We start from the raw sequence: 22,604 nt of genomic DNA on the forward strand, positions 1-22,604 counted from the left end.
AAGACCGCCGTCATGCCGCGTACCTTATTCGTATAGCGAATCTCATCGCTCAGCCGGGGACCCCACATGGAATTGGTTGTTAAAAGCGTAAGCCCAGAAACCTTGAAGACCGCAACGCTGGTTGTCACCGTGAGTGAGAACCGTGTGCTGGGCAATGCCGCACAGAACATCGATACCCTCAGCGGCGGTGCCATCGCAGCCGTTCTCAAACGCGGCGATCTGGCAGGCAAGGTCGGCCAGAGCCTGCTGCTGCACAACCTGCCGAACCTGAAAGCCGAACGCGTGCTGCTGGTCGGCGTCGGTAAAGAAGCCGAACTGTCCGATCGCCAGCTCAAGAAAATCGTGAGTGGCGTGCTTTCGACCCTCAAGGGTCTGGGCGGCACCGATGCGACGCTGGTTCTGGACGATCTGTCGGTCAAGAATCGCGACACCTACGGCAAGGCTCGCCTGCTGGTCGAGGCCCTGGCTGACGGCGAATACGTATTCGACCGCTTCAAGACCCAGAAAGCCGAAGTCCGCGCGCTGAAGAAAATCACCCTGCTGACCGCCAAGGTCAGCGTCGCCGATGTCGAGCGCGCCGCCACCCACGCTCAGGCAATCGCCACTGGCATGGCCCTGACCCGCGATCTGGGCAACCTGCCACCGAACATCTGCCATCCGACCTACCTGGGCGAAGAAGCCAAGGCGCTGGGCAAGGCACACAAGAATCTGAAAGTGGAAGTCCACGACGAGAAGAAACTCGCCGAACTGGGCATGGGCTCGTTCCTGGCCGTGGCGCAGGGCAGCGCCCAGCCACCACGCCTGATCGTCATGAACTATCAGGGCGGCAAGAAAAGCGACAAGCCGTTCGTGCTGGTCGGTAAAGGCATCACCTTCGACACCGGCGGCATCAGCATCAAGCCGGCGGCCGGCATGGACGAGATGAAGTTCGACATGTGTGGCGCCGCCAGCGTGTTCGGCACCCTGCGCGCCGTGCTGGAACTGAAGCTGCCGATCAATCTGGTCTGCATCCTGGCCTGCGCCGAGAACATGCCGAGCGGCACGGCGACCCGCCCGGGCGACATCGTGACCACCATGAGCGGCCAGACTGTCGAAATCCTCAACACTGACGCCGAAGGCCGTCTGGTGCTGTGCGACGCGCTGACCTATGCCGAACGCTTCAAGCCGCAGGCCGTGATCGACATCGCGACCCTGACCGGCGCCTGCGTGGTTGCACTGGGTGGCCACACCTCCGGTCTGCTGGGCAACAACGACGCGCTGATCAATCAACTGCTCGACGCGGGCAAACTGGCTGACGATCGCGCCTGGCAATTGCCGTTGTTCGACGAGTATCAGGAGCAACTGGACAGCCCGTTCGCCGACATCGCCAATATCGGCGGCCCGAAAGGCGGCACCATCACTGCAGCCTGCTTCCTGTCACGCTTCACCAAGGCGTATGACTGGGCTCACCTGGACATCGCCGGCACGGCATGGCTGAGCGGCGGCAAGGAAAAAGGCGCCACCGGCCGTCCTGTTCCCTTGCTGACCCAGTACCTGCTCGACCGCGTCGGGGCTTAAGCAAAGCGCTGCGGCGTATCGATCACTGATCGATACGCCGCACCTTGCGGAACAGACATGACCCAAGTCGATTTCTACATTCTTCCCAGCCCGGATCCGGCAGCTCGTCTGGATTTCGCCTGCAAGCTCACCGAAAAAGCCTGGCGCCTGGGCCACAAGGTCTACCTGCACTGCAGCGATGCGGCGCAACGTGCAGACCTCGATGCCCGCCTCTGGCGTTTCCGGGGCGAAGTCTTTCTGCCCCATGGCGATGCCGAGAGCGACCACGATGCACCCGTTGTCATGGGCCTGGGCGATGACGCTGGTACACATGACGACCTGCTGATCAATCTGGACCTGCGCATTCCGTCCTTCTTCAAACGCTTCGCCCGTGTGGCAGAAGTGGTTGTCGAAGACCCGGCCATACGTCTTGCCGCACGTGAGAGTTTCCGTTCTTACCGCGAACAGGGCTATCCTCCGCAGGATCACCGACTGCAGCGTCTTTGAGGACACGATGGACACTTCAAAAAAAGCTGAATCCGCGCACTTGCTGGACGACCTCGAGTCTATCCGTCAACTGCTCGGCGACGACTCCCTGCAGCCACCGCTGCTGACCGATACCGTCCACCGCGAAGGACAGATTCCCTTATTGTTCGACGTGGTCGGAAACAGAAATTCGAGTTCGCATGACGACGACGATGTCGACGAAGCGCACATTCCGACGCTGACTGCGGATAAGCCCGTGGTTGCAGAACAACCTGTCGCGCCACTGCTTCAGGCACCTCCACCAGTCGAGTCATTGCCCAACCCGGACGCCCTGCTGCATCTGGATGCCGAGCTTCGTTCTGCTGCCCAGTTGATCCTGCAGGACGTGATCGACGACTTCGCGCCGCATATCGAGACCGAGATCAAACGTCGGCTTGAGGCGAGACTGGAGCGGTTGCTGGCGCAGCAGCAGAAGTAAGGTGGGCGCTCGATGTATAGCTCGGGCTCATGCCGGTATTTTGCTATCGAGGGTCAAGGTTGCGGCGTATGTCGTCTGCCAGACGCCCCAAGTCTGCTTGCTCATGAATGAGCGAGTTTTCGAGGCGATCCAATTCACGATAGTTGCTCATTGCCCGATTAACACCCCGTAACGCAACAGCACTGTCAGCGTGACGCTGCCGATCACGAATGATCTGCGCCTCAAATGCGGAGTAACTGGCATTGGTCCGGTCTGCAACGCGATCAAGCAGTAACTGTTTTTGGTTGTGAACCCTTCCTATTTCACGACTCATCCTTTCCTGAGTGTTTACCGCCGCTCGCTCAAACCTTGCTCTATATAACGCGTTGCGCTTTAGCGCTGAAGGCAAAACACCTAGCGCCTCGCCACTCAGGTCGCCTTTAATTGTTTGTAGCGCCTGTGGAGCTTGGGTATCAACTGTGGGAATTTTTGAGACCCCCGAATTTGGCAATCCCGATGCAACCCTGGCCATCCTGGAAGACGTCCTGCTCATACTGACCAGGTCTTCTCCGCGCAGGTGCTTGAACACCTGTTCCAGAATCTCATCAGGAAAATGAGCCAGAGAAAAAATTGCAGGACTATGCCCGCTTGGGTCACTCCGGTTAACCGGATCCCCCAGACAATAGGCATAAGCGTTCAAGCCGCCCCGACCAAACGGGCTCAGGGTATCCGGCTGATTGAAACGCATCAGGACCGGATTGAAAGCTCGATAACCATTACCCAGCAAATAATGCCCGGTCACCGGATCAGCACGCTCCCCGTTGAAACCCGATACCTTAGCGCCTTGCAAGCGATGGCCATAAGGGCTGTAAACCAGCGACTGACGCTCATGCGCAGCCACAGCATGCAGCACGCTGCGCTGTGCGTCAGTCCCGAGCATGTCCACTCGTGCAGCGGAACCCTCCGTGCTGTGCTCAGCCAACAAATGGTCTCCACTTTGAAAGATGCGGCGACGCACCGCGCCTTGTATCTCGACCGTCAAACGACTCTTTTGATAGAAGCGCAACACTGAGTCTTGAGCGCCTGGGTCGACAATGGCAAGACGATCCTGCGCGTCATGGCGGTATCTACACAGTGTGCGTATGGTTTCGAGAGCATCGGTCATGGCGGCACACGCCCTGCAATCAGAGGCTGAAAACCTGATTGTTATTCCTCGCCCATCCGCTGTTAACTGACAGTTCTACGAGGAAAGCAGTCAACCAGTCGCCCAGCGCCTGTGGCTTGTCCCTTGCCCACAGGGCTATACTTGCCGGTTTCCGAATCAATGCCACAGGTTCCCGCCGCGCATGGACAAGACTTACCAGCCGCACGCCATCGAAACTTCCTGGTACCAGACCTGGGAGTCCGAGAACTACTTCGCTCCTCAAGGCGCGGGTGACTCGTACACCATCATGATCCCGCCGCCGAACGTCACCGGCAGCCTGCACATGGGCCACGGCTTCAATAACGCGATCATGGATGCCCTGATCCGTTTCCGTCGCATGCAGGGTCGCAACACCCTGTGGCAGCCGGGCACCGACCATGCCGGTATCGCCACGCAAATGCTGGTTGAGCGTCGTCTCGAAGCCCAGGGTGTGAGCCGTCATGACATCGGCCGCGAGAAGTTTCTGGACAAGATCTGGGAGTGGAAAGCCGAATCCGGTGGCAACATCAGCCGTCAGATCCGTCGCCTGGGCTCGTCCGTTGACTGGAGCCGCGAGCGCTTCACCATGGATGACGGCCTGTCCGAGGCCGTAAAAGAAGCCTTCGTGCGCCTTCACGAAGACGGCCTGATCTATCGCGGCAAGCGTCTGGTCAACTGGGACACCAAGCTGCACACCGCCATCTCCGACCTTGAAGTGGAAAACCACGACGAGAAAGGCAATCTGTGGAACCTGCGCTACCCGCTCGCCGACGGCGCAAAAACCGCTGAAGGTCTGGACTACCTGATCGTTGCCACCACGCGCCCGGAAACCATGCTCGGTGACGCAGCTGTCGCGGTCAATCCACAGGACGAGCGTTACAAGGCGCTGATCGGCAAGTTCGTGGAACTGCCTCTTGTCGGTCGCCGCATCCCGATCATTGCCGACGATTATTGCGACCCTGAATTCGGCACCGGTTGCGTGAAGATCACCCCGGCCCACGATTTCAACGACTATGAAGTCGGCAAGCGTCACAACCTGCCGCTGCTGAACATCTTCGACAAGAACGCCGCCGTGCTGCCTGCCGCTCAGGTGTTCAACCTCGACGGCACGCTGAACGACACCGTCGACGGCACCCTGCCTGCTGAATACGCAGGTCTGGACCGCTTTGAAGCCCGCAAGCGCATTGTGGCTGCCTTCGACGCCGCAGGCCTGCTGGTCAGCGTTGACGATCACGCCCTGAAAGTCCCGAAAGGCGACCGCTCCGGCACCATTATCGAGCCGTGGCTGACCGATCAGTGGTACGTGTCCACCAAGCCACTGGCCGAGCCGGCCATCGCTGCGGTCGAAGACGGCCGCATCGCCTTCGTGCCCAAGCAGTACGAAAACATGTACTTCTCGTGGATGCGCGACATCCAGGACTGGTGCATCAGCCGTCAGCTCTGGTGGGGCCATCGCATTCCGGCCTGGTACGACGAGTCGGGCAAGGTCTATGTCGGCCGCGACGAAGCCGAAGTACGTGCCAAACACAATCTGGGGCCGGACGTTGCGCTGCAGCAGGACAACGACGTTCTCGACACCTGGTTCAGTTCGGGCCTGTGGACCTTCTCCACGCTTGGCTGGCCGGAAAAGACCGAAGCGCTGAAAACCTTCCACTCAACCGACGTACTGGTCACCGGTTTCGACATCATTTTCTTCTGGGTCGCCCGGATGATCATGCTCACCATGCACCTGGTGAAAAACGAGGACGGCACGCCGCAAGTGCCGTTCAAGACCGTCTATGTGCATGGTCTGGTGCGTGATGGCCAAGGCCAGAAGATGTCCAAGTCCAAGGGCAACGTCCTGGACCCGCTGGACATCGTTGACGGTATCGATCTGGAAACCCTGGTGCAGAAACGCACCAGCGGCCTGATGCAGCCACAACTGGCCAGGAAGATCGAGAAGCAGACCCGCCAGGAGTTCGCCGACGGCATCGCCAGCTACGGCACCGATGCCCTGCGCTTCACCTTCTGTTCGCTGGCGTCCACCGGTCGCGACATCAAGTTCGACATGGGCCGCGTCGAAGGCTACCGCAACTTCTGCAACAAGATCTGGAACGCGGCGCGCTACGTGCTCGACAAGGGCGAAGACTGCGGCCAGAACGGCGAAGCCGTCGAACTGTCCCTGGCGGATCGCTGGATCATCTCGCAGCTGCAACGCACCGAAGCCGAAGTGACCCGTCAACTCGACCAGTTCCGCTTCGACCTCGCAGCGCAGGCGCTGTACGAGTTCATCTGGAACCAGTACTGCGACTGGTACCTGGAATTGTCCAAGCCTGTGTTGTGGGACGAAACCGCGCCGGTCGAGCGTCAGCGCGGCACACGTCGCACCCTGGTGCGCGTACTGGAAGTTGCGCTGCGTCTGGCGCATCCGTTCATGCCGTTCATCACCGAAGAAATCTGGCAGCGCCTTGCGCCGCTGGCAGGCGTCGAAGGCAAGACCATCATGCTGCAGGCGTGGCCGGTGGCCAATGAAGCACGCATCGATCAGGCCGCCGAAGACGACATCGAGTGGCTCAAGTGCCTGATGCTGGCCGTGCGTAACATTCGTGGGGAAATGAACATCGGTCCGGGCAAGCCCCTGCAGTTGTTCCTCAAGAATGTGACCACCGAAGACCAGCGTCGCCTGAGCGAAAACGATTACCTGCTCAGGAAACTGGCCAAGCTGGAATCCATGACCGTGCTGACCGACGGTGCCGAAGCGCCATTGTCCGCGACCGCGCTGGTCGGTGACATGGAAGTGCTGGTGCCCATGGCCGGCCTGATCGACAAGGGCGCAGAGCTTGCGCGTCTGGACAAGGAAATCCAGCGCCTGCAGGGCGAAGTGCAACGCGTGGGTGGCAAGCTGTCCAATGCCGCGTTCGTCGACAAGGCGCCGCCTGAAGTCATCGCCAAGGAACGCGCCAAACTGACCGAAGCCGAACAGGCTCTGGGCAAGCTGGCCGAGCAACACGCACGTATCGCCAGTCTGTAAACGCAAGCCACCAGCCTGAAAGGGCTGGTTGAGCTGAATCTGTAACAGCGCGCTTGCCCGCGACCGCATCACGCCAGTCGAGCACCATTGGCTGAACGTACGCGGTCGCGGGCAAGCGCGTTATTACGGGACTCGGCATTCGCATCCTCAGAGCAACGCCCTCCATGACCACGTCTGAAAAACCCAAACCTCCCCGCAAAAAGCCCCAGCGCAACGTCAAGCCTGCGCCACCCCGCGAGAAAGCCACGTTGCACCCGCGCAACCGGCATCAGGGGCATTACGACTTTCCCAAGCTGATCAAGTCCAGCCCTGAGCTGGTGAAGTTCGTGATCCTCAATCCCTATGGCAAGGAAAGCATCGACTTCGCCAACCCGCAGGCCGTGCGGGTATTCAACCGCGCGCTGCTGAAGGCGTTCTACGGCATCGCCCATTGGGACATCCCGGCGGATTACCTGTGCCCGCCCATTCCAGGCCGTGCGGACTATCTGCATTTTCTGGCCGACCTGCTGGCCGAGGGCAATGGCGGCGAGATCCCGCGTGGCGCCTCCGTGAAGGCGCTGGACATCGGCACCGGCGCCAACTGCATTTATCCGCTGCTTGGGCACAGTGACTATGGCTGGCACTTCGTGGGTTCGGACATCGACAGCACGGCAATCGCGGCGGCGACCACCATCGTCAAAGCCAACAACCTGCACAAGGCCATCAGCGTGCGTTTGCAGGCCAATCGCAAGCACATCCTCTCAGGGCTGCTCGACAGCGCCGAACGCTTCGACGTGAGCCTCTGCAACCCGCCCTTCCACGCTTCGCTGGAAGAAGCGCAGCGCGGCAGTCAGCGCAAGTGGCGCGCACTCGGCAAGGCCGACCCGAAACGCAAACTGCCGGTGCTCAACTTTGGCGGGCAGTCTCAAGAGCTGTGGTGCGAAGGCGGCGAGATCCGCTTTGTCACTCAACTGATCCAGGAAAGCGCACTGATCCCGACTCAGGTGCTGTGGTTCAGTACGCTGGTGTCCAAAGCCTCCAACCTGCCACCGATTCAAACGGCGCTTAAGAAAGCCGGCGCGCTGGAGGTCAAGGTGGTGGAAATGGGTCAGGGGCAGAAACAGAGCCGCTTTGTGGCCTGGACCTTTCTGGACAAGGCGCAGCAGAGTGCATGGCGGCAGACCACTGCCTCGCAATGACGGAGTTACCTGCGGCTTGAGGTGCGTGGGATAGCAAGAGCGGACGCGGAGCGTCCTGGGCGTCGTTACCACGCAGGAACGTGGCGATCAGGGATACACAAGTCTGCCTCAACACTGATCGTGCCCATCGCTCCGCGTGGGCATGCCTCCCGTGACGCTCCGCGTCACAAATGGCACAGACTGCGGACTCAGTGAGCCGAGCGCATGGCTCCAGTCACCTTTTCGCCCCTCGGCGACCTACTTTGAGGGGCCAAAGTAGGCAAAGCCCGCTGCTCCGGTTCCGGCCCCGGCTTCGCCGGGGTTCCTTCGTCCTGACACTGATTCGGGGGTCGCTGCAAATGGGCCATCCATGGCCCAGTGCAGCTCAATCGGCATCCACGCCGATTGCCCCCGAATCAGCGCCAGGACTCAGCCTTCACCCACGTCGCGATCTGCGGTGTTCTTACTACCGCGCTACAAAAGCACATGAGTGCCGCTGCCTCACTGGATAACCAGATGACTTGCATATAACGATGAGCGCAGCGGCGCGAGAACGATCAACCATGCATTCCATACGCCCACAAAAAAGCCGTGCCCGGTTATCCGGTGCACGGCTTTTTCAACAACAAGCGTGTGCTTACTTGTTGATCGAGTCGGTCAGCACTTTGGCTGGTACGAACTTGACGACTTTCTTGGCAGCGATTTCGATGGCTGCGCCAGTCGAAGGGTTACGGCCAGTGCGAGCTGGACGCTCGGTGACTTTCAGCTTGCCGATGCCTGGCAGGGTGATTTCTGCGCCGTTTTCCAACTGGTCGGCAACGATTTGGCCCAATTGCTCAAGAGCATTACGCGCTGTGGTTTTTGGCGCGTCGATAGCTTCAGCGATATCGGCGATCAATTGGTCTTTAGTAAGAGCCATGGTGGTGTTCCTTCCCTATCAAATTCATTTGGATTGCAGAGCGCAACGTCGGCCAGTAGCCAGGCAATGAACCTGGCCACCCGCTAGCAGCCACGATTAATCGCGAAATGTAGATACTGAAACCGGATATTGGTTCGGCCTACGCGTACACAATCTGCATGCTTGACGCGCTAAGGTGCGCAAGACCGCGCAAAACTAGCACAGAGCCGGGTAAATATCCGCCTCTACCTATCCTTTTGGTCAGCTTTTAACAGTAATTGTGCAGTATTTAACCAGCTGCAGGGCCAGTACGGCGAAAACCAGCCCCTTCAAGGCCATTGCAGCCAAGCCTGCGTTACACTGACGACCTTGCACCGAGCTGCACGCTCTTCATCTTTTTTCAGCCGAGAAGCCCATGCCGATCCGTCATTCCATCGTCCACCTGATCGACAAGAAACCCGACGGTACGCCCGCTGTTCTCCATGCACGCGACTCCGAACTCGCTGAGTCTCAGGCCATCGAGAACATGCTGGCCGACCTCAACGAGAACTACAACGCCAAACAGGGCAAGGCATGGGGACTGTTCCACGCCGAATCCGGCGCGCACCCCTTCAGCGGCTGGCTGAAGGAATACCTGGAGGGCGGCAAGGACTTCACGGCGTTTTCCCGCGTGGCCGTGGAGCACCTGCAGAAGCTGATGGAAGAGTCCAATCTGTCGGTCGGCGGTCACGTTCTGTTCGCTCACTACCAGCAAGGCATGACCGATTACATGGCCATCGCCCTGCTGCACCACAGCGAAGGCGTGGCCGTGAATGACGAGCTGGACGTGACCCCGTCGCGTCATCTGGATCTGGGTCAGTTGCACCTCGCGGCGCGTATCAACATCTCGGAATGGCAGAACAACAAGCAATCCAAGCAGTACATCTCCTTCATCAAGGGCAAGAACGGCAAGAAGGTTTCGGAGTACTTCCGCGATTTCATCGGCTGCCAGGAAGGCGTCGACGGGCCGGGCGAAACCCGCACCCTGCTCAAGGCCTTCAGTGACTTCGTCGAAAGCGAAGACCTGCCCGAGGACTCCGCTCGCGAGAAGACCAAGACTCTGGTCGACTACGCCAGCAGCCAGAGCAAAATAGGCGAGCCGATGGGTTTGGAGGAACTGTCCGAACTGATCGATGAAGAGCGTCCGCGAGCGTTCTACGACCACATCCGCAACAAGGACTACGGCCTGTCTCCGGAGATCCCTGCGGATAAGCGCACCCTCAACCAGTTCCGCCGCTTCACCGGTCGTGCCGAAGGCCTGTCGATCAGTTTCGAAGCGCACCTGCTGGGCGACAAGATCGAGTACGACGAAACGGCAGGCACGCTGATCATCAAAGGCCTGCCGACCCAACTGACCGATCAGTTGAAGCGGCGGTAAACGACATGCTGATGCGCACGCTCAAGAAGGTCGCCCTGATCATGCTGGTGGTGGTGATCTATCAGAACTGGGGCAGGATCGAGAACTTCGTCAATCCGCCGCCTGTGAGCGTTGCGCAAAGCTACAGCCAGGCGAAGGTGGTGATGTACGCCACCGAGTGGTGCGGCTACTGCAAACAGACCCGTCGCTTTCTCGACAGCAAGGGTATTGCGTATCAGGAATACGACATCGAAAAATCCGAGGAAGGCCGCAAGGCATACGAAGCATTGGGCGGACGTGGTATTCCGCTGATCGACGTCAACGGGACGCTTATTCGCGGCTTTGCACCGGATGACATACTGGCGGCGCTGAAATAGATGCTGATCGTGCCCATGCAGAGAACTCATCGTTATACACAAGTCAGCCTCAACACTGATCGTGCCCATCGCTCCGCGTGGGCATGCCTCCCGTGACGCTCCGCGTCACAAATGGCACAGACTGCGGACTCAGTGAGCCGAGCGCATGGCTGAAGTCACCTTTTCGCCCCTCGGCGACTTACTTTGAGAGGCCAAAGTAAGCAAAGCCTTTTGCTCCGGTTCCGGCCCCGGCTTCGCCGGGGTTCCTTCGTCCTGACACTGATTCGGGGGTCGCTGCAAATGGGCCATCCATGGCCCAGTGCAGCTCAATCGGCATCCATGCCGATTGCCCCCCGAATCAGCGCCAGGACTCAGCCTTCACCCACGTCGCGTTCTGCGGTGTTCATGCCATCGCGGCTACAAAAGCACGTCAGTGCCGCTGTCTCTCCGGATAGCCAGATGACTTGTGTATAACGATGAGCGCTCCAGCGTGGGCATGCCTCCCAGGACGCTCCGCGTCCGCTCTCGAATGTGACGCGGAACGATCAGTTGCCGCTTACCGTTTCTCGATCTTGAAACCGAGTCTCGGGAAGTGCACATGCACCATACCCGCTCGATCATCCTCGCGTCGCAGGATCAGCTCCTCAGTCCCCGCAAACACCAGCTCGCCTTCTACGCTATCAACTCCGTAGTCAGTCGCAGAGATCGCCACCTGATCGCCTGCCTTGAAGCCATTGGGGTCTACGAATGCCTCGCCAGGCAACGCCGCTGGCGTGGCATTTCTGGCAATCTCGATGGCCTCGGCCGAACTCAGGTCGCTGTGCGAGCCGTGGCCAAAGCCCAGCACGCGGCCAAGCCATGCACTGACCCCAGGGTAGTTATCCACAAACGGTGCCGTTACAGGCGTCTGCCTGAGGAACCACAGGGTGTGCGCCACGCTGAAATCAGCAATCGAAGGCTCACCGAACAGGAAGTCGCCATTGCGTGACAACTGCAACTCCAAACGTGCCATGAACGTCGGCCACTGATGTTTGGCCTGCTCGGCACTCAGGCGCGTTGCGCTGCCGCCGGTGAACAGCGATGAACGATCTGCAACGAATGCCTTGGCGGCCTCGGGCGGGACTTTGGCAAAGCGCACGGCCAGCGATTCCGGCTGGAACACCAGACTCACCGCGTGCATGAACAGCACCGAATCGCCCCAGGCGGCCAGGCTGGCGACGGTAAATTCCTGACCTTCCGGGTAGAACGTCGGGGAAGCCTTTTCCTGTTCCAGCCGGCGCGCCATCAGGGCTGTATCGCAATAGATATCCGCACCGACCTGCAAGACCGGTGTCCTGCGATAACCGCCGGTCAGCGCAGTCAGGTCAGGTTTGGGCATGATCGATGGAATGGTCACAGAGCGCCAGGGAAGCCCTTTGAAACCCAGCATCAGACGGGCTTTTTCGGCAAACAACGAGGTGGGGTAATGGTGGAGAATCAACTCGGACATGTTCAGCCTCAGGGCGCGTGGAAAGCAGACAGCTTACCCCGCACCTCCCTGACAGCCTACCGCCTCAGGTGGATGACACAACATCACGCTCATTGATCGATACCTGAACCGGCACACCCTTGTAGCTGGCAGCCAGCACCTCCTTGGCCGTCTTGCGCAGCTTCTTGATCAGCCGCTCATGACGCAGGGCTTCGCCCTTGCTGACGTGCTGTTCGACATACACCAGCGCCACGGCCGGGCTTGAACAGAAAAAGCGCGCGCCCTTGCCGCTCTGGTGAGCGGCAAAGCGTCGGACAGGATCATCGCTGATGCCGCAGTACAACGCACCATTGGCAGCGCGCACGAGATAAACGAACCAGGGCTTGCAGACCAGAGGCTCGTTGATCGACTCGGCAGCGACTGCACATGGCTCAGGCACGGCGGCTCTCGGTAAAGGTTTTCAGCCCCTTCTGCGCCTGGCCGCGGATCGCGTTCTGCACCATCGGCGTCCAGCCCAGCAGCAGGCCTTTTGCACCCAGGGCCTGGCGCGACCAGCGCCACAGGTCGAAATGGTCATGGTGCTCGCAGATCAGGCCGTCGCGAAACACGAAGCGCGCCTGAATGTCGTTGACCACCGTGCGGCCGGTCTGGCTGAACAGGTAGGTCGCCACCCAGTGGGCGCTCCCCGAACGGTCGTCGGCACGCACCTGATCGAACACCACCGAGAAGTCCTTGGCACGCGACGTGAGCATGCGCCACATGTCACCTGCCTGACGGCCACGCAACTCGCCGAACACCGGATCGCTGAACAGCACATCGTCGGTGTAACAGGCGCTCATCGCCTCGGCGTCCAGCTGAGCGAACGCTTCATAAAAGCGGGTGATGAGAGCGCTGTTGGCCTGACTGTCTTCTTCGTAACTCATGCGTGCAGATCCCTTGGCAAAAGATGCGTGCACGATAAGCGGCAAACGCGTCGGGAGCTACCAACATTTAGCAAACAAATAAGGTTATTGGACCTTCTCACTGCTCACCTGCACGTACAACGATCGACCCGCGCCCATCCCCGCGATCATGGCGCCGAGACCCAATACGGCGAAGATCCAGCCAATCGCATTCCAGTTGCCAGTCACGTCGTGCACGACGCCGACCGCAAACGGCCCCATCGAGGCGATGGTGTAGCCGAAACCTTGCGCCATGCTCGACAGATTGGACGCGACATGGGAATCCCGTGAACGCAACACGATCAACGCCAGCGCAAGACTGAACGTACCGCCCTGCCCCAGCCCCAGCAGAATCGCCCAGCCCCACAGACCTTCCAGCGGCGCATAAAGGCAGCCGAACAATCCGGTGAGGGTCAGCGACATGACCAGCATGATTGCCAGACGCTGATCCTTGCCGCGTGTCGCCAGCCAGGGCGCGCTCAGGGCGCTGATGACCTGCACGATGATCGAGCCCGACAGGAGCAGACCTGCCTGGGTCGGGGTCATACCGCGGCCGATCAGAATCGACGGCAGCCAGCCAAACACGATGTAGGAAAGCGAAGACTGCAGCCCCATGTAAAGCGTTACTTGCCAGGCCAGCCGATCACGCAGCAAGCCTTTGACCCGATAAACATCGCGATGCGTGCCATGTTTTTCCCGGGCTTGCGGCAGCCAGAGCAGCGCTGCGATCAGTGCGGGAATCAGCCAGAACCCCAGACCGATCTGCCAGCTGTCATCGAGGTAATGACTCAGCGGCACGGTGGAGCCCGCTGCGATGGCCGCACCCAGACACAGCGCCATAGTGTAGACACCGGTCATGGCACCCGCCTGCTTCGGGAAGTCGCGCTTGACGATGCCCGGCAGCAGCACGCCGATGATGCCGATGCTCGCGCCCGCCATCAGGCTCCCCGTGAACAGGCCGAATTCACCGAACAGACTGCGCACTGCCAGACCCGACGCGAGCATCAGCAGAATCACCAGAACGACCCGCTCACTGCCAAAGCGGCGTGCCAGAATCGGTGCCAGCGGTGCGAACAGGCCCAGGCACAGCACCGGCAAGGTGGTCAGCAGGCCCGCTTCGGCAGCCGACATGCCCAGGCTGTCGGACACGTCATTGAGCAAGGGCGCGATGCTGGACAGCGCCGGGCGCAGGTTAAGAGCCACCAGCACCAGACCCAGCAGCAACAGCCAGGGGCGCTTGAGGATCGGAGGAATCGGGGCAGTAGCAGAGTCGGGGCTGGGTTGAGCCTTGGCAGTCATCTATTTCTCGGCAATCAGGTATGTCGACCCGTTTCAGGGGGCAAGTATCCTGTTGGAGAACGATGTGGAATACAAGGTTCAGGCGAGATTGCATACAAACCAGGCCTGACACCAGAAATGAAAAAACCGGGCGCGAGGCCCGGTTTTCTGTGTTGCCGCTGTGGCTCAGTGAATGATCTGGCTGAGGAACAGTTTGGTACGGTCGCTTTGCGGGTTGTCGAAGAAGTCGTTCGGCGCAGCCTGTTCGACGATCTCACCCTTGTCCATGAAGATCACCCGGTTCGCCACGGTGCGGGCAAAGCCCATCTCGTGGGTCACGCACAGCATGGTCATGCCCTCTTCCGCCAGGCCGACCATGGTGTCGAGTACTTCCTTGACCATTTCCGGGTCGAGTGCCGAGGTCGGCTCGTCGAACAGCATGATCTTGGGCTTCATGCACAGCGCACGGGCAATCGCCACACGCTGCTGCTGACCGCCGGAGAGCTGGCCCGGGAATTTATGCGCCTGCTCTGGAATGCGGACGCGCTCCAGGTAATGCATGGCGATTTCTTCGGCTTTCTTCTTCGGCATCTTGCGAACCCACATCGGTGCCAGCGTGCAGTTCTGCAGGATGGTCAGGTGCGGGAACAGGTTGAAATGCTGAAACACCATGCCGACTTCACGGCGGATGGTTTCGATCTGCTTCAGGTCCGAGGTCAGCTCGGTTCCGTCAACGATGATCCGGCCCTGCTGGTGCTCTTCCAGACGGTTCAGGCAGCGAATGGTGGTCGACTTGCCCGAGCCCGACGGGCCGCACAATACGATACGCTCGCCCTGACGCACGTTCAGGTTGATGTCCTTGAGCACATGGAACTGGCCGTACCATTTATGGACGCCCTCCATGCGGATCATGCCTTCAGCGCCCAGAGGCTTGGTGATAACTTCACTCATGTCAAAACTCCTAACGCTTGTGGCCTGTGTCCAGCTTACGTTCCAAGTGCATGGAATAGCGGGACATACCGAAACAGAAGATCCAGAACACCAGGGCCGCGAAGACATAGCCTTCGGTGGCCATACCCAGCCATGACGGGTCGGCGGTGGCTTGCTTGACGCTGTTGAGCAGGTCGAACAGGCCGATGATGATCACAAGGCTGGTGTCCTTGAACAGCGCGATGAAGGTATTCACGATGCCGGGAATAACCATCTTCAACGCCTGAGGCAGGATCACCAGACCCATGCTGCGCCAGTAACCCAGGCCCATGGCAGCGGCCGCTTCGTACTGACCCTTTGGAATCGCCTGCATGCCACCGCGCACCACTTCGGCGACGTAGGCCGACTGGAACAGGATGACGCCGATCAGCGCCCGCAGCAGCTTGTCGAAGTTCATCCCTTCAGGCATGAACAGCGGCAGCATGACTGAGGACATGAACAGCACCGTGATCAACGGCACGCCGCGCCAGAACTCGATGAAGGTCACGCACACCACGCGCACCGCCGGCATGTTGGAGCGACGCCCCAGTGCCAGCAGAATGCCCAGCGGCAGCGCACCGGCGATACCGACCGTGGCGATGACCAGCGTCAGCATCAGGCCGCCCCACTGGCTGGTCGGCACATTGCTCAGACCGAATGCGCCACCGTGCAGCAGGTAGAACGCAACGACCGGGTAGATCACCAGGTAAGCGATACCGTAGAGGGCCTTGCGCGGGAATTTCGAAATGAACAGCGGTGCAGCCCCCACGATGGCGAGGATGGCGGTCAGATCGACCCTCCAGCGCAATTCGGTGGGGAAGTATCCATACATGAACTGGCCGAAACGCTGCTGAATGAATACCCAGCAGGCGCCAGCCTTGGTGCAATCTTCCTTGGTGGTGCCGATCCAGTTCGCATCCAGCAGTGCCCAGCTGATCATCGGCGGGACGATCAGGTAGATCAGGTACAGCGACAGCAGCGTGAGGATCGTGTTGATCCAGCTGGAGAACAGGTTCTGCCGCATCCACGCCATCGGTCCGAACACTTTGCCGGGCGGTGGCATATCAGGTTTGAAAGTATGGGTTGTCATGCGCGTTTCCTCACCGCTCGATCAGCGCAATGCGCTTGTTGTACCAGTTCATCAGCAGGGAAATGCTGATACTGATCGCCAGGTACACGCTCATGGTGATGGCAATGACTTCAATGGCCTGTCCGGTCTGGTTGAGCACCGTACCGGCAAACAGGGAAACCATTTCCGGATAACCGATGGCTGCCGCCAGCGAAGAGTTCTTCGCCAGGTTCAGGAACTGACTGGTCAACGGCGGGATGATCACTCGCAATGCCTGCGGAATGATGACCTTGCGCAGCGTAGGACCCGGACGCAGCCCCAGCGAGCGAGCGGCTTCGGTCTGGCCATGGCTGACCGACTTGATGCCCGAACGCACGATCTCGGCGATGAACGCCGCGGTGTAGATGGTCAGCGCCAGTGTCAGCGAGATCAGCTCGGGGATCAGCACCCAGCCACCGGTGAAGTTGAAGCCCTTGAGTTGTGGCAGTTCCCAGTGCACAGGGCTGCCGAACACCAGCATGCTCAGGCCGGGAATGACCAGCAGCAATGCCAGGCCTACCCAGAACTTGTGGAACGGCTGACCGGTGGCTTCGAAACGCTTGTTGGCCCATCGCACCATCATCACGATGGCAACGATGGCGATCAGCACGCTGACCAGAAACGCTGTCATGCCTTCGGCCGGCATCGCTCGGGGCATGTTCAGGCCACGGCTGCTGACGAAGAACATGTCGAAATAGCCATGGGCCTGACGTGGTCCGGGCAGCGTCAGGAAGACCGCGGTGTACCAGAACAGGATCTGCAGCAGTGGCGGGATGTTGCGGAAGACCTCCACATACACCGTGGCCAGTTTGCTGATCATCCAGTTCGGAGACAGACGGGCAACGCCGATGATGAAGCCCAGCAGGGTCGCCAGGATGATACCGATGACCGAGACCAGCAGGGTGTTGAGCAGGCCGATGACAAATACGCGGGCATAGCTGTCCGCTTCGCTGTAATCGATCAGATGCTGAGCAATGCCAAAGCCGGCACTGCGCTCAAGAAAGCCAAAACCGGACGTGATACCCCGGTGCTGGAGGTTGGTCTGGGTGTTGTCGAACATGAACCAGCCCAACGAGACCACCGCAATGACAGTGATGATCTGAAACAACCACGCGCGCACTTTCGGATCGCTCAGGGTGAGCTTTTGCTTGGGTGCGACGATTTGCTTTTCCATGAAATGCCCCAGGAAAAATCCAACAGAACAACGCCCGACAGGCTGGGAAGCCTGTCGGGCGCCGGGTCAATCAGCGAATAGGCGGAGCGTACTGGATGCCACCAGCGTTCCACAGGGCATTCTGGCCACGCTTGATTTTCAGCGGGGTGGACTCGCCCAGGTTGCGTTCGAACATCTCGCCGTAGTTACCTACCTGCTTGACGATCTGTACGACCCAGTCCTTCGGCAGCTTCAGGTCGGCACCGTAGGCACCGTCAGCGCCGAGCATACGGGCAACGTCCGGGTTCTTGGTCGACTTGGCTTCTGCTTCAACGTTCTTGGAGGTCACTTTGGCCTCTTCAGCGTTCAGCATGGCGAACAGGGTCCACTTGACGATGGAGAACCACTCTTCGTCGCCTTTACGTACGACCGGGCCCAGCGGCTCCTTGGAGATCACTTCCGGCAGAACGACGTAGTCGTCCGGCTTGGCCAGCTTGCTGCGCTGTGCGTACAGCTGCGACTGGTCGGAGGTCAGCACGTCGCAACGGCCGCCTTCCAGCGACTTGGCGCTTTCGTCGGAGGTGTCGAATGTGATCGGGGTGTATTTCAGGCCGTTGGAGCGGAAGTAGTCAGAGACGTTCAGCTCGGTGGTGGTGCCAGCCTGGATACAAACGGTCGCACCGTCCAGTTCCTTGGCACTGTTGACGCCCAGCTTCTTGTTCACCAGGAAGCCGATGCCGTCGTAGTAGGTCACGCCGGCGAAAACCAGGCCCATGCCCGAATCGCGCGAACTGGTCCAGGTGGTGTTACGCGACAGGATGTCGATTTCGCCCGATTGCAGTGCAGTGAAACGCTCTTTGGCGTTCAACTGGCTGAACTTGACCTTGGTCGCATCGCCAAACACGGCTGCGGCAACGGCGCGGCACACGTCAGCGTCGATACCGGTGATCTTGCCGGTAGCATCCGGAACGGAAAAACCTGGCAGGCCATCGCTGACGCCGCACTGAACAAACCCTTTCTTCTGAATAGCATCGAGTGTGGCACCTGCGTTAGCAGCCCCCGCCACGCCAAGTGCTGCTACAGCTGTGACTACCGCCAGGGTGGATTTCAACATCTTCATTCAAAATCTCCAGTTTGCTCTTTGTTGTGTGGGAGTTTCAGTGGCATCGCACCCTTGTGAGGCGTTAATGACCCGTGCTGGCTTTTTTTTGGGTCATGCGTGGCCGGACCTGAATCATGAAGCACCTGAAAGATCATCCTGTCAGGCCTCACCATCATTCGAATCGGTCCCATGGACTGTCGCCCCGTGCTTTCCCGAACCCTAACGGTACAGGTTGAATCGTGCCGCGAATCCTGACGCATGGACTTCCGTGCTGCGTTTCGACCGTTACAAGTAATAGCTTTATAGTGTTACCGAACGATGAGAGCACTCAGTCTCCAGACGTCTTGTAGCAAAGCCCGTACCAGCATGCTGGCGATGTTGAATTAGTGACAGGTCAAGACAAAAACTTGTACCGTTGCGACATCTTCTTTCATATTCAAACAAGCTGCGCACTTTATTAATGCGCCCAAAAAGCGCCAGCGCACAAAAATGGAGCAGTCATGAGCGACCCCCTGATTCTTGAACCATCCCGCGCACCGGATGCGTGCGTCATCTGGTTGCACGGCCTGGGTGCCGACCGCTACGACTTTCTGCCAGTGGCCGAAGCTCTGCAGGAGTCGCTGCTGAGCACCCGCTTCGTTCTCCCTCAAGCGCCGACCCGCGCGGTGACCGTCAACGGCGGCTATCAGATGCCGAGCTGGTATGACATCAAAGCCATGAGCAGCGAGGCCCGCGCCATTGATCACGACGAGATGGAAGCCTCGGCGCAGCAGGTGTTGAACCTCATCGAGCAACAACGTGATAGCGGCATCGACCCGGCGCGAATCTTTCTGGCAGGCTTTTCCCAGGGCGGCGCGGTGGTGTTGCACGCAGGCTATCTGCGTTGGCAGGGGCCGCTCGGCGGTGTTCTGGCGCTCTCCACTTATGCACCGACATTCAATAATCAGATGACGCTGTCGGCCAGCCAGCAGCGCATTCCTGCCCTCTGCCTGCACGGCCAGCACGACGAGGTGGTGCACAACGTCATGGGCCGGACCGCCTACGAGCATTTGAAGGCGCAAGGTGTCACCGCTCAATGGCAGGAGTACCCAATGGGGCACCAAGTGTTACCGCAGGAAATTCAGGACATTGGCGTATGGCTGGCTGAAAAGCTGCGCTGAAATCCGCTTTGCAGCGCTCTGGACCGATCGGTTCTGTAGCGCAACACGGATGACACTACGCCGAGCACGGTTCTTGCTTTACACTGCTCGGCGTACATTCCTTAACCAATTGACGAGATGACCGTGCTCAAAGCACTCAAAAAGATGTTCGGTAAAAGCGAGGCCGAACAGCTCGCGCCTGCTCCGGCAGCACCTGCCCCCGCCCCAGTCATGCCCGTTCAAGAGCAGAATAAGGGCCAGAATCATGACCGCCCCGCTCAGGTGGCCGACATGGCTGTCGAGCCTGCCAAAGCCAGAGCACCGCGCTCCGACAAGCCCAGGGCCGAGCGCCCACGTCGCGAACGTGTGGAAAAGCCCCCTGCTCCAGCGTGGAAACTCGAAGATTTCGTCGTTGAGCCGCAGGAAGGCAAAACCCGCTTTCACGATTTCAACCTCGCGCCCGAGCTGATGCACGCCATACAGGACCTGGGCTTCCCTTACTGCACGCCGATCCAGGCAGGCGTATTGGGCTACACCCTCAAGGGCAAGGACGCGATTGGTCGTGCGCAGACCGGCACCGGCAAAACCGCAGCCTTCCTGATCTCGATCATCGAGCAACTGACCCAGACTCCGCCACCTGCCGAGCGCTACATGGGCGAGCCACGTGCCCTGATCATCGCGCCGACCCGTGAACTGGTGGTGCAGATTGCCAAGGACGCCGCCGACCTGACCAAGTACACCAACCTGAACGTCATGACGTTCGTCGGTGGCATGGACTTCGACAAGCAGCTCAAGCAGCTGGAAGCCCGTCACTGCGACATTCTGGTTGCAACGCCGGGCCGCCTGCTGGACTTCAACCAGCGCGGCGAGGTGCATCTGGACATGGTCGAAGTCATGGTGCTGGACGAAGCCGACCGCATGCTGGACATGGGCTTCATCCCGCAAGTGCGTCAGATCATCCGCCAGACGCCGCACAAGGGTGAACGCCAGACCCTGCTGTTCTCGGCCACCTTCACTGAAGACGTCATGAACCTGGCCAAGCAATGGACCACGGATCCGTCCATCGTCGAGATCGAGTCGCTCAACGTTGCCAGTGACAACGTCGAGCAACATATCTACGCCGTGGCCGGTGCCGACAAATACAAGCTGCTGTACAACCTGGTCAACGACAACGGCTGGGAACGCGTGATGGTCTTTGCCAACCGCAAGGACGAAGTACGTCGCATCGAAGAACGCCTGGTGCGTGACGGCGTCAACGCCGCGCAACTCTCAGGCGATGTGCCTCAGCACAAGCGGATCAAGACACTGGAAGGCTTCCGCGAAGGCAAGATTCGTGTACTGGTCGCCACCGATGTGGCCGGTCGCGGCATTCACATCGACGGCATCAGTCATGTGATCAACTTCACCCTGCCGGAAGTGCCGGATGATTATGTGCACCGCATCGGCCGCACAGGGCGCGCCGGCGCCGACGGCGTGTCGATCAGCTTCGCAGGTGAGGATGACTCGTATCAGTTGCCAGCCATCGAAGAGAAGCTGGGCCGCAAAATCAGCTGCGAAACCCCGCCGACCGAACTGCTGCGTGCAGTGGTGCGTCGCACGACTTGAGTGTTTTCCCGCCTGAAAGATGATCGTGCCAATGCCCCGCGTTGGCACGCTGCCCGGGACGCGGAGCGTCCTGAGAGGCATTCCCATGCATAGCGTGAGGAACGATCAGGGACAAGTCATCTCACTTCCAGCGGTCAGCCGCTGCATGATCACTGTCACGCCCTTCTACCCAACGCTCGCCTTCAGGGGTGTTCTCACGTTTCCAGAACGGCGCGCGGGTTTTCAGGTAGTCCATGACGAAGTCACAGGCCTCGAACGCGGCCTGACGATGGGCGCTGGCGACGCCAACGAACACGATGGGCTCGCCCGGCTCAAGTGCGCCGACCCGATGCAACACGTCCAGCCGCAATAAAGGCCAGCGCTGCTCGGCTTCGACAACGATCTTCGCCAATGCCTTTTCGGTCATGCCTGGATAGTGCTCCAGAAACATGCCCGACACTTCGCGACCGTCGTTGAAGTCCCGCACGTAACCGACAAAACTCACCACCGCTCCGATGCCGACATTGGCCGCATGCAGCGCGTTGACTTCTGTGCCCGGATCGAACGCAGCAGATTGCACGCGAACCGCCATGATCAGCCTCCAGTCACGGTAGGAAAGAACGCCACTTCATCGCCATCCTGCAAAGGCTCGTCCAGCGGGCACAGCTCCTGATTGCGGGCGCACATCACGTTCTGCTCACCCAGCACCTGCCAGGCTTCGCCACGCTGCAGCAGGTGCTGACGCAAGGCGTCCAGGGTTGCGAAATCACCTTCGATCCGCTCGCTGTCCAGACCCAGCGCTTCGCGATAGCGGGCGAAATACTGAACCTGCAGTTTCATTGCCCTGCCTCCACATCGTCGGCGACGAAGTGACCGCTCTTGCCGCCGAGCTTTTCCAGCAGGCGGACCGATTCGATGACCATGCCGCGATCCACCGCCTTGCACATGTCATAGATCGTCAGCGCCGCGACACTGGCGGCCGTCAGGGCTTCCATTTCCACACCGGTCTGCCCGGCCAGTTTGCAGCGCGCCATGATCAGTACTGAGTCGTCACCCTCGGCGCTGAGTTCGACCTTGACGCTGGTCAGCATCAGCGGATGGCACAAAGGAATCAGATCGCTGGTCTTCTTCGCCGCCTGAATACCCGCGATACGGGCCACAGCGAAGACATCACCCTTGGGGTGACCGCCGCTGACAATCATTTGCAGGGTCGTCGGCAGCATGCGCACACGCGCACAGGCCACGGCTTCACGGGACGTCACCGCTTTATCGGTGACATCGACCATGTTGGCACGGCCTTGGGAATCGAGATGAGTCAGCACAGTTCTACTCCTGAACAGGAGCGGGGATTGTAAACCTAAATGTGTGGGATAGGGCTGGAGG

Annotated in this window: 21 protein-coding genes and 1 pseudogene; 9 read left to right on the plus strand and 13 right to left on the minus strand. The window is 59.7% G+C overall.

Going from position 1 to position 22,604, the window contains the following annotated elements:
• Positions 1-66 precede the first annotated feature (66 nt).
• From CFBP1590_RS21200 to CFBP1590_RS21210, 3 genes are read left to right on the plus strand one after another with little or no spacing between them, the layout of a single operon-like run.
• Positions 67-1,557 (plus strand): leucyl aminopeptidase, encoded by a 1,491-nt coding sequence (locus tag CFBP1590_RS21200; RefSeq protein WP_029241861.1) that lies wholly within the window; start codon positions 67-69, stop codon positions 1,555-1,557.
• A 57-nt stretch (positions 1,558-1,614) separates the two neighbouring features.
• Entirely contained in the window at positions 1,615-2,043 is a 429-nt protein-coding gene (locus tag CFBP1590_RS21205; RefSeq protein WP_088235860.1) for a DNA polymerase III subunit chi, read from the plus strand.
• 7 nt (positions 2,044-2,050) lie between these two features.
• A complete protein-coding gene (locus CFBP1590_RS21210; RefSeq protein WP_088235861.1) occupies positions 2,051-2,500 on the plus strand; it encodes a DNA polymerase III subunit chi in 450 nt (149 codons plus the stop codon).
• Positions 2,501-2,543: 43 nt separating this feature from the next.
• On the opposite strand, the gene CFBP1590_RS21215 is transcribed toward CFBP1590_RS21210, so the two are convergent.
• Positions 2,544-3,644, minus strand: coding sequence for an RHS repeat-associated core domain-containing protein (locus CFBP1590_RS21215; RefSeq protein WP_088235862.1), 1,101 nt, complete (start codon positions 3,642-3,644; stop codon positions 2,544-2,546).
• Positions 3,645-3,825: 181 nt separating this feature from the next.
• Between CFBP1590_RS21215 and CFBP1590_RS21220 the strand changes: the two genes are divergently transcribed.
• The gene (locus tag CFBP1590_RS21220; protein WP_088235863.1) at positions 3,826-6,672 is read left to right on the plus strand and encodes a valine--tRNA ligase; all 2,847 of its coding nucleotides are present in this window, start codon (positions 3,826-3,828) and stop codon (positions 6,670-6,672) included.
• Between the two features lie 164 nt (positions 6,673-6,836).
• Positions 6,837-7,850 (plus strand): 23S rRNA (adenine(1618)-N(6))-methyltransferase RlmF, encoded by a 1,014-nt coding sequence (gene rlmF / locus CFBP1590_RS21225; protein WP_088235864.1) that lies wholly within the window; start codon positions 6,837-6,839, stop codon positions 7,848-7,850.
• Between the two features lie 616 nt (positions 7,851-8,466).
• Here the strand turns inward: rlmF and CFBP1590_RS21235 are convergent.
• Positions 8,467-8,748, minus strand: a complete 282-nt coding sequence (locus CFBP1590_RS21235; protein ID WP_004882926.1) for an HU family DNA-binding protein — start codon at positions 8,746-8,748, stop codon at positions 8,467-8,469.
• A gap of 394 nt (positions 8,749-9,142) precedes the next feature.
• Here CFBP1590_RS21235 and yejK point away from each other — a divergent pair, with 394 nt between their 5' ends.
• Both yejK and CFBP1590_RS21245 read left to right on the plus strand, forming a co-directional pair.
• Positions 9,143-10,144, plus strand: a complete 1,002-nt coding sequence (gene yejK / locus CFBP1590_RS21240; protein ID WP_029241554.1) for a nucleoid-associated protein YejK — start codon at positions 9,143-9,145, stop codon at positions 10,142-10,144.
• 5 nt (positions 10,145-10,149) lie between these two features.
• Positions 10,150-10,500: a glutaredoxin family protein gene (locus CFBP1590_RS21245; RefSeq protein WP_088235866.1), complete on the plus strand. Its 351-nt coding sequence runs from the start codon at positions 10,150-10,152 to the stop codon at positions 10,498-10,500.
• 535 nt (positions 10,501-11,035) lie between these two features.
• Here the strand turns inward: CFBP1590_RS21245 and CFBP1590_RS21250 are convergent.
• The 8 genes from CFBP1590_RS21250 to CFBP1590_RS21285 all read right to left on the minus strand — a co-directional run bounded on the left by CFBP1590_RS21250 (position 11,036) and on the right by CFBP1590_RS21285 (position 18,516).
• The gene (locus tag CFBP1590_RS21250; protein WP_088235867.1) at positions 11,036-11,968 is read right to left on the minus strand and encodes a glutathione S-transferase family protein; all 933 of its coding nucleotides are present in this window, start codon (positions 11,966-11,968) and stop codon (positions 11,036-11,038) included.
• A 64-nt stretch (positions 11,969-12,032) separates the two neighbouring features.
• The gene (locus tag CFBP1590_RS21255; protein WP_074454506.1) at positions 12,033-12,386 is read right to left on the minus strand and encodes a GIY-YIG nuclease family protein; all 354 of its coding nucleotides are present in this window, start codon (positions 12,384-12,386) and stop codon (positions 12,033-12,035) included.
• A complete protein-coding gene (locus tag CFBP1590_RS21260) occupies positions 12,379-12,870 on the minus strand; it encodes a nuclear transport factor 2 family protein (protein ID WP_004886192.1) in 492 nt (163 codons plus the stop codon). The genes CFBP1590_RS21255 and CFBP1590_RS21260 overlap by 8 nt, the downstream gene beginning before the upstream one ends.
• Before the next feature lie 84 nt (positions 12,871-12,954).
• The gene (locus CFBP1590_RS21265; protein ID WP_088235868.1) at positions 12,955-14,187 is read right to left on the minus strand and encodes a CynX/NimT family MFS transporter; all 1,233 of its coding nucleotides are present in this window, start codon (positions 14,185-14,187) and stop codon (positions 12,955-12,957) included.
• Between the two features lie 165 nt (positions 14,188-14,352).
• Positions 14,353-15,117 (minus strand): amino acid ABC transporter ATP-binding protein, encoded by a 765-nt coding sequence (locus CFBP1590_RS21270; RefSeq protein WP_004886196.1) that lies wholly within the window; start codon positions 15,115-15,117, stop codon positions 14,353-14,355.
• Between the two features lie 10 nt (positions 15,118-15,127).
• Entirely contained in the window at positions 15,128-16,225 is a 1,098-nt protein-coding gene (locus tag CFBP1590_RS21275; protein WP_004886199.1) for an amino acid ABC transporter permease, read from the minus strand.
• Between the two features lie 10 nt (positions 16,226-16,235).
• The gene (locus CFBP1590_RS21280; RefSeq protein ID WP_004886201.1) at positions 16,236-17,417 is read right to left on the minus strand and encodes an amino acid ABC transporter permease; all 1,182 of its coding nucleotides are present in this window, start codon (positions 17,415-17,417) and stop codon (positions 16,236-16,238) included.
• A gap of 70 nt (positions 17,418-17,487) precedes the next feature.
• Positions 17,488-18,516 (minus strand): amino acid ABC transporter substrate-binding protein, encoded by a 1,029-nt coding sequence (locus tag CFBP1590_RS21285; protein WP_004886204.1) that lies wholly within the window; start codon positions 18,514-18,516, stop codon positions 17,488-17,490.
• A 482-nt stretch (positions 18,517-18,998) separates the two neighbouring features.
• Here CFBP1590_RS21285 and CFBP1590_RS21290 point away from each other — a divergent pair, with 482 nt between their 5' ends.
• Together CFBP1590_RS21290 and rhlB are read left to right on the plus strand one after the other, a co-directional pair.
• On the plus strand, positions 18,999-19,658 hold the full coding sequence (locus CFBP1590_RS21290; protein ID WP_088235869.1) for an alpha/beta hydrolase: 660 nt from the start codon (positions 18,999-19,001) through the stop codon (positions 19,656-19,658).
• A 279-nt stretch (positions 19,659-19,937) separates the two neighbouring features.
• Positions 19,938-21,242 (plus strand): annotated as a pseudogene (gene rhlB, locus CFBP1590_RS21295) (ATP-dependent RNA helicase RhlB); the annotation flags it as partial.
• A gap of 121 nt (positions 21,243-21,363) precedes the next feature.
• On the opposite strand, the gene moaE reads toward rhlB, so the two are convergent.
• The 3 genes from moaE to moaC are packed head-to-tail and all read right to left on the minus strand — an operon-like array spanning position 21,364 to position 22,543.
• Complete coding sequence (moaE, locus tag CFBP1590_RS21300) at positions 21,364-21,813, minus strand: molybdopterin synthase catalytic subunit MoaE (RefSeq protein WP_088235870.1); 450 nt, start codon at positions 21,811-21,813, stop codon at positions 21,364-21,366.
• 2 nt (positions 21,814-21,815) lie between these two features.
• Positions 21,816-22,061: a MoaD/ThiS family protein gene (locus CFBP1590_RS21305; RefSeq protein WP_043303086.1), complete on the minus strand. Its 246-nt coding sequence runs from the start codon at positions 22,059-22,061 to the stop codon at positions 21,816-21,818.
• On the minus strand, positions 22,058-22,543 hold the full coding sequence (moaC, locus tag CFBP1590_RS21310; protein ID WP_043303085.1) for a cyclic pyranopterin monophosphate synthase MoaC: 486 nt from the start codon (positions 22,541-22,543) through the stop codon (positions 22,058-22,060). The genes CFBP1590_RS21305 and moaC overlap by 4 nt, the downstream gene beginning before the upstream one ends.
• Positions 22,544-22,604: the final 61 nt, after the last annotated feature.

The organism is Pseudomonas viridiflava (assembly GCF_900184295.1).
GTDB classification, from domain to species: Bacteria; Pseudomonadota; Gammaproteobacteria; order Pseudomonadales; family Pseudomonadaceae; genus Aquipseudomonas; species Aquipseudomonas viridiflava.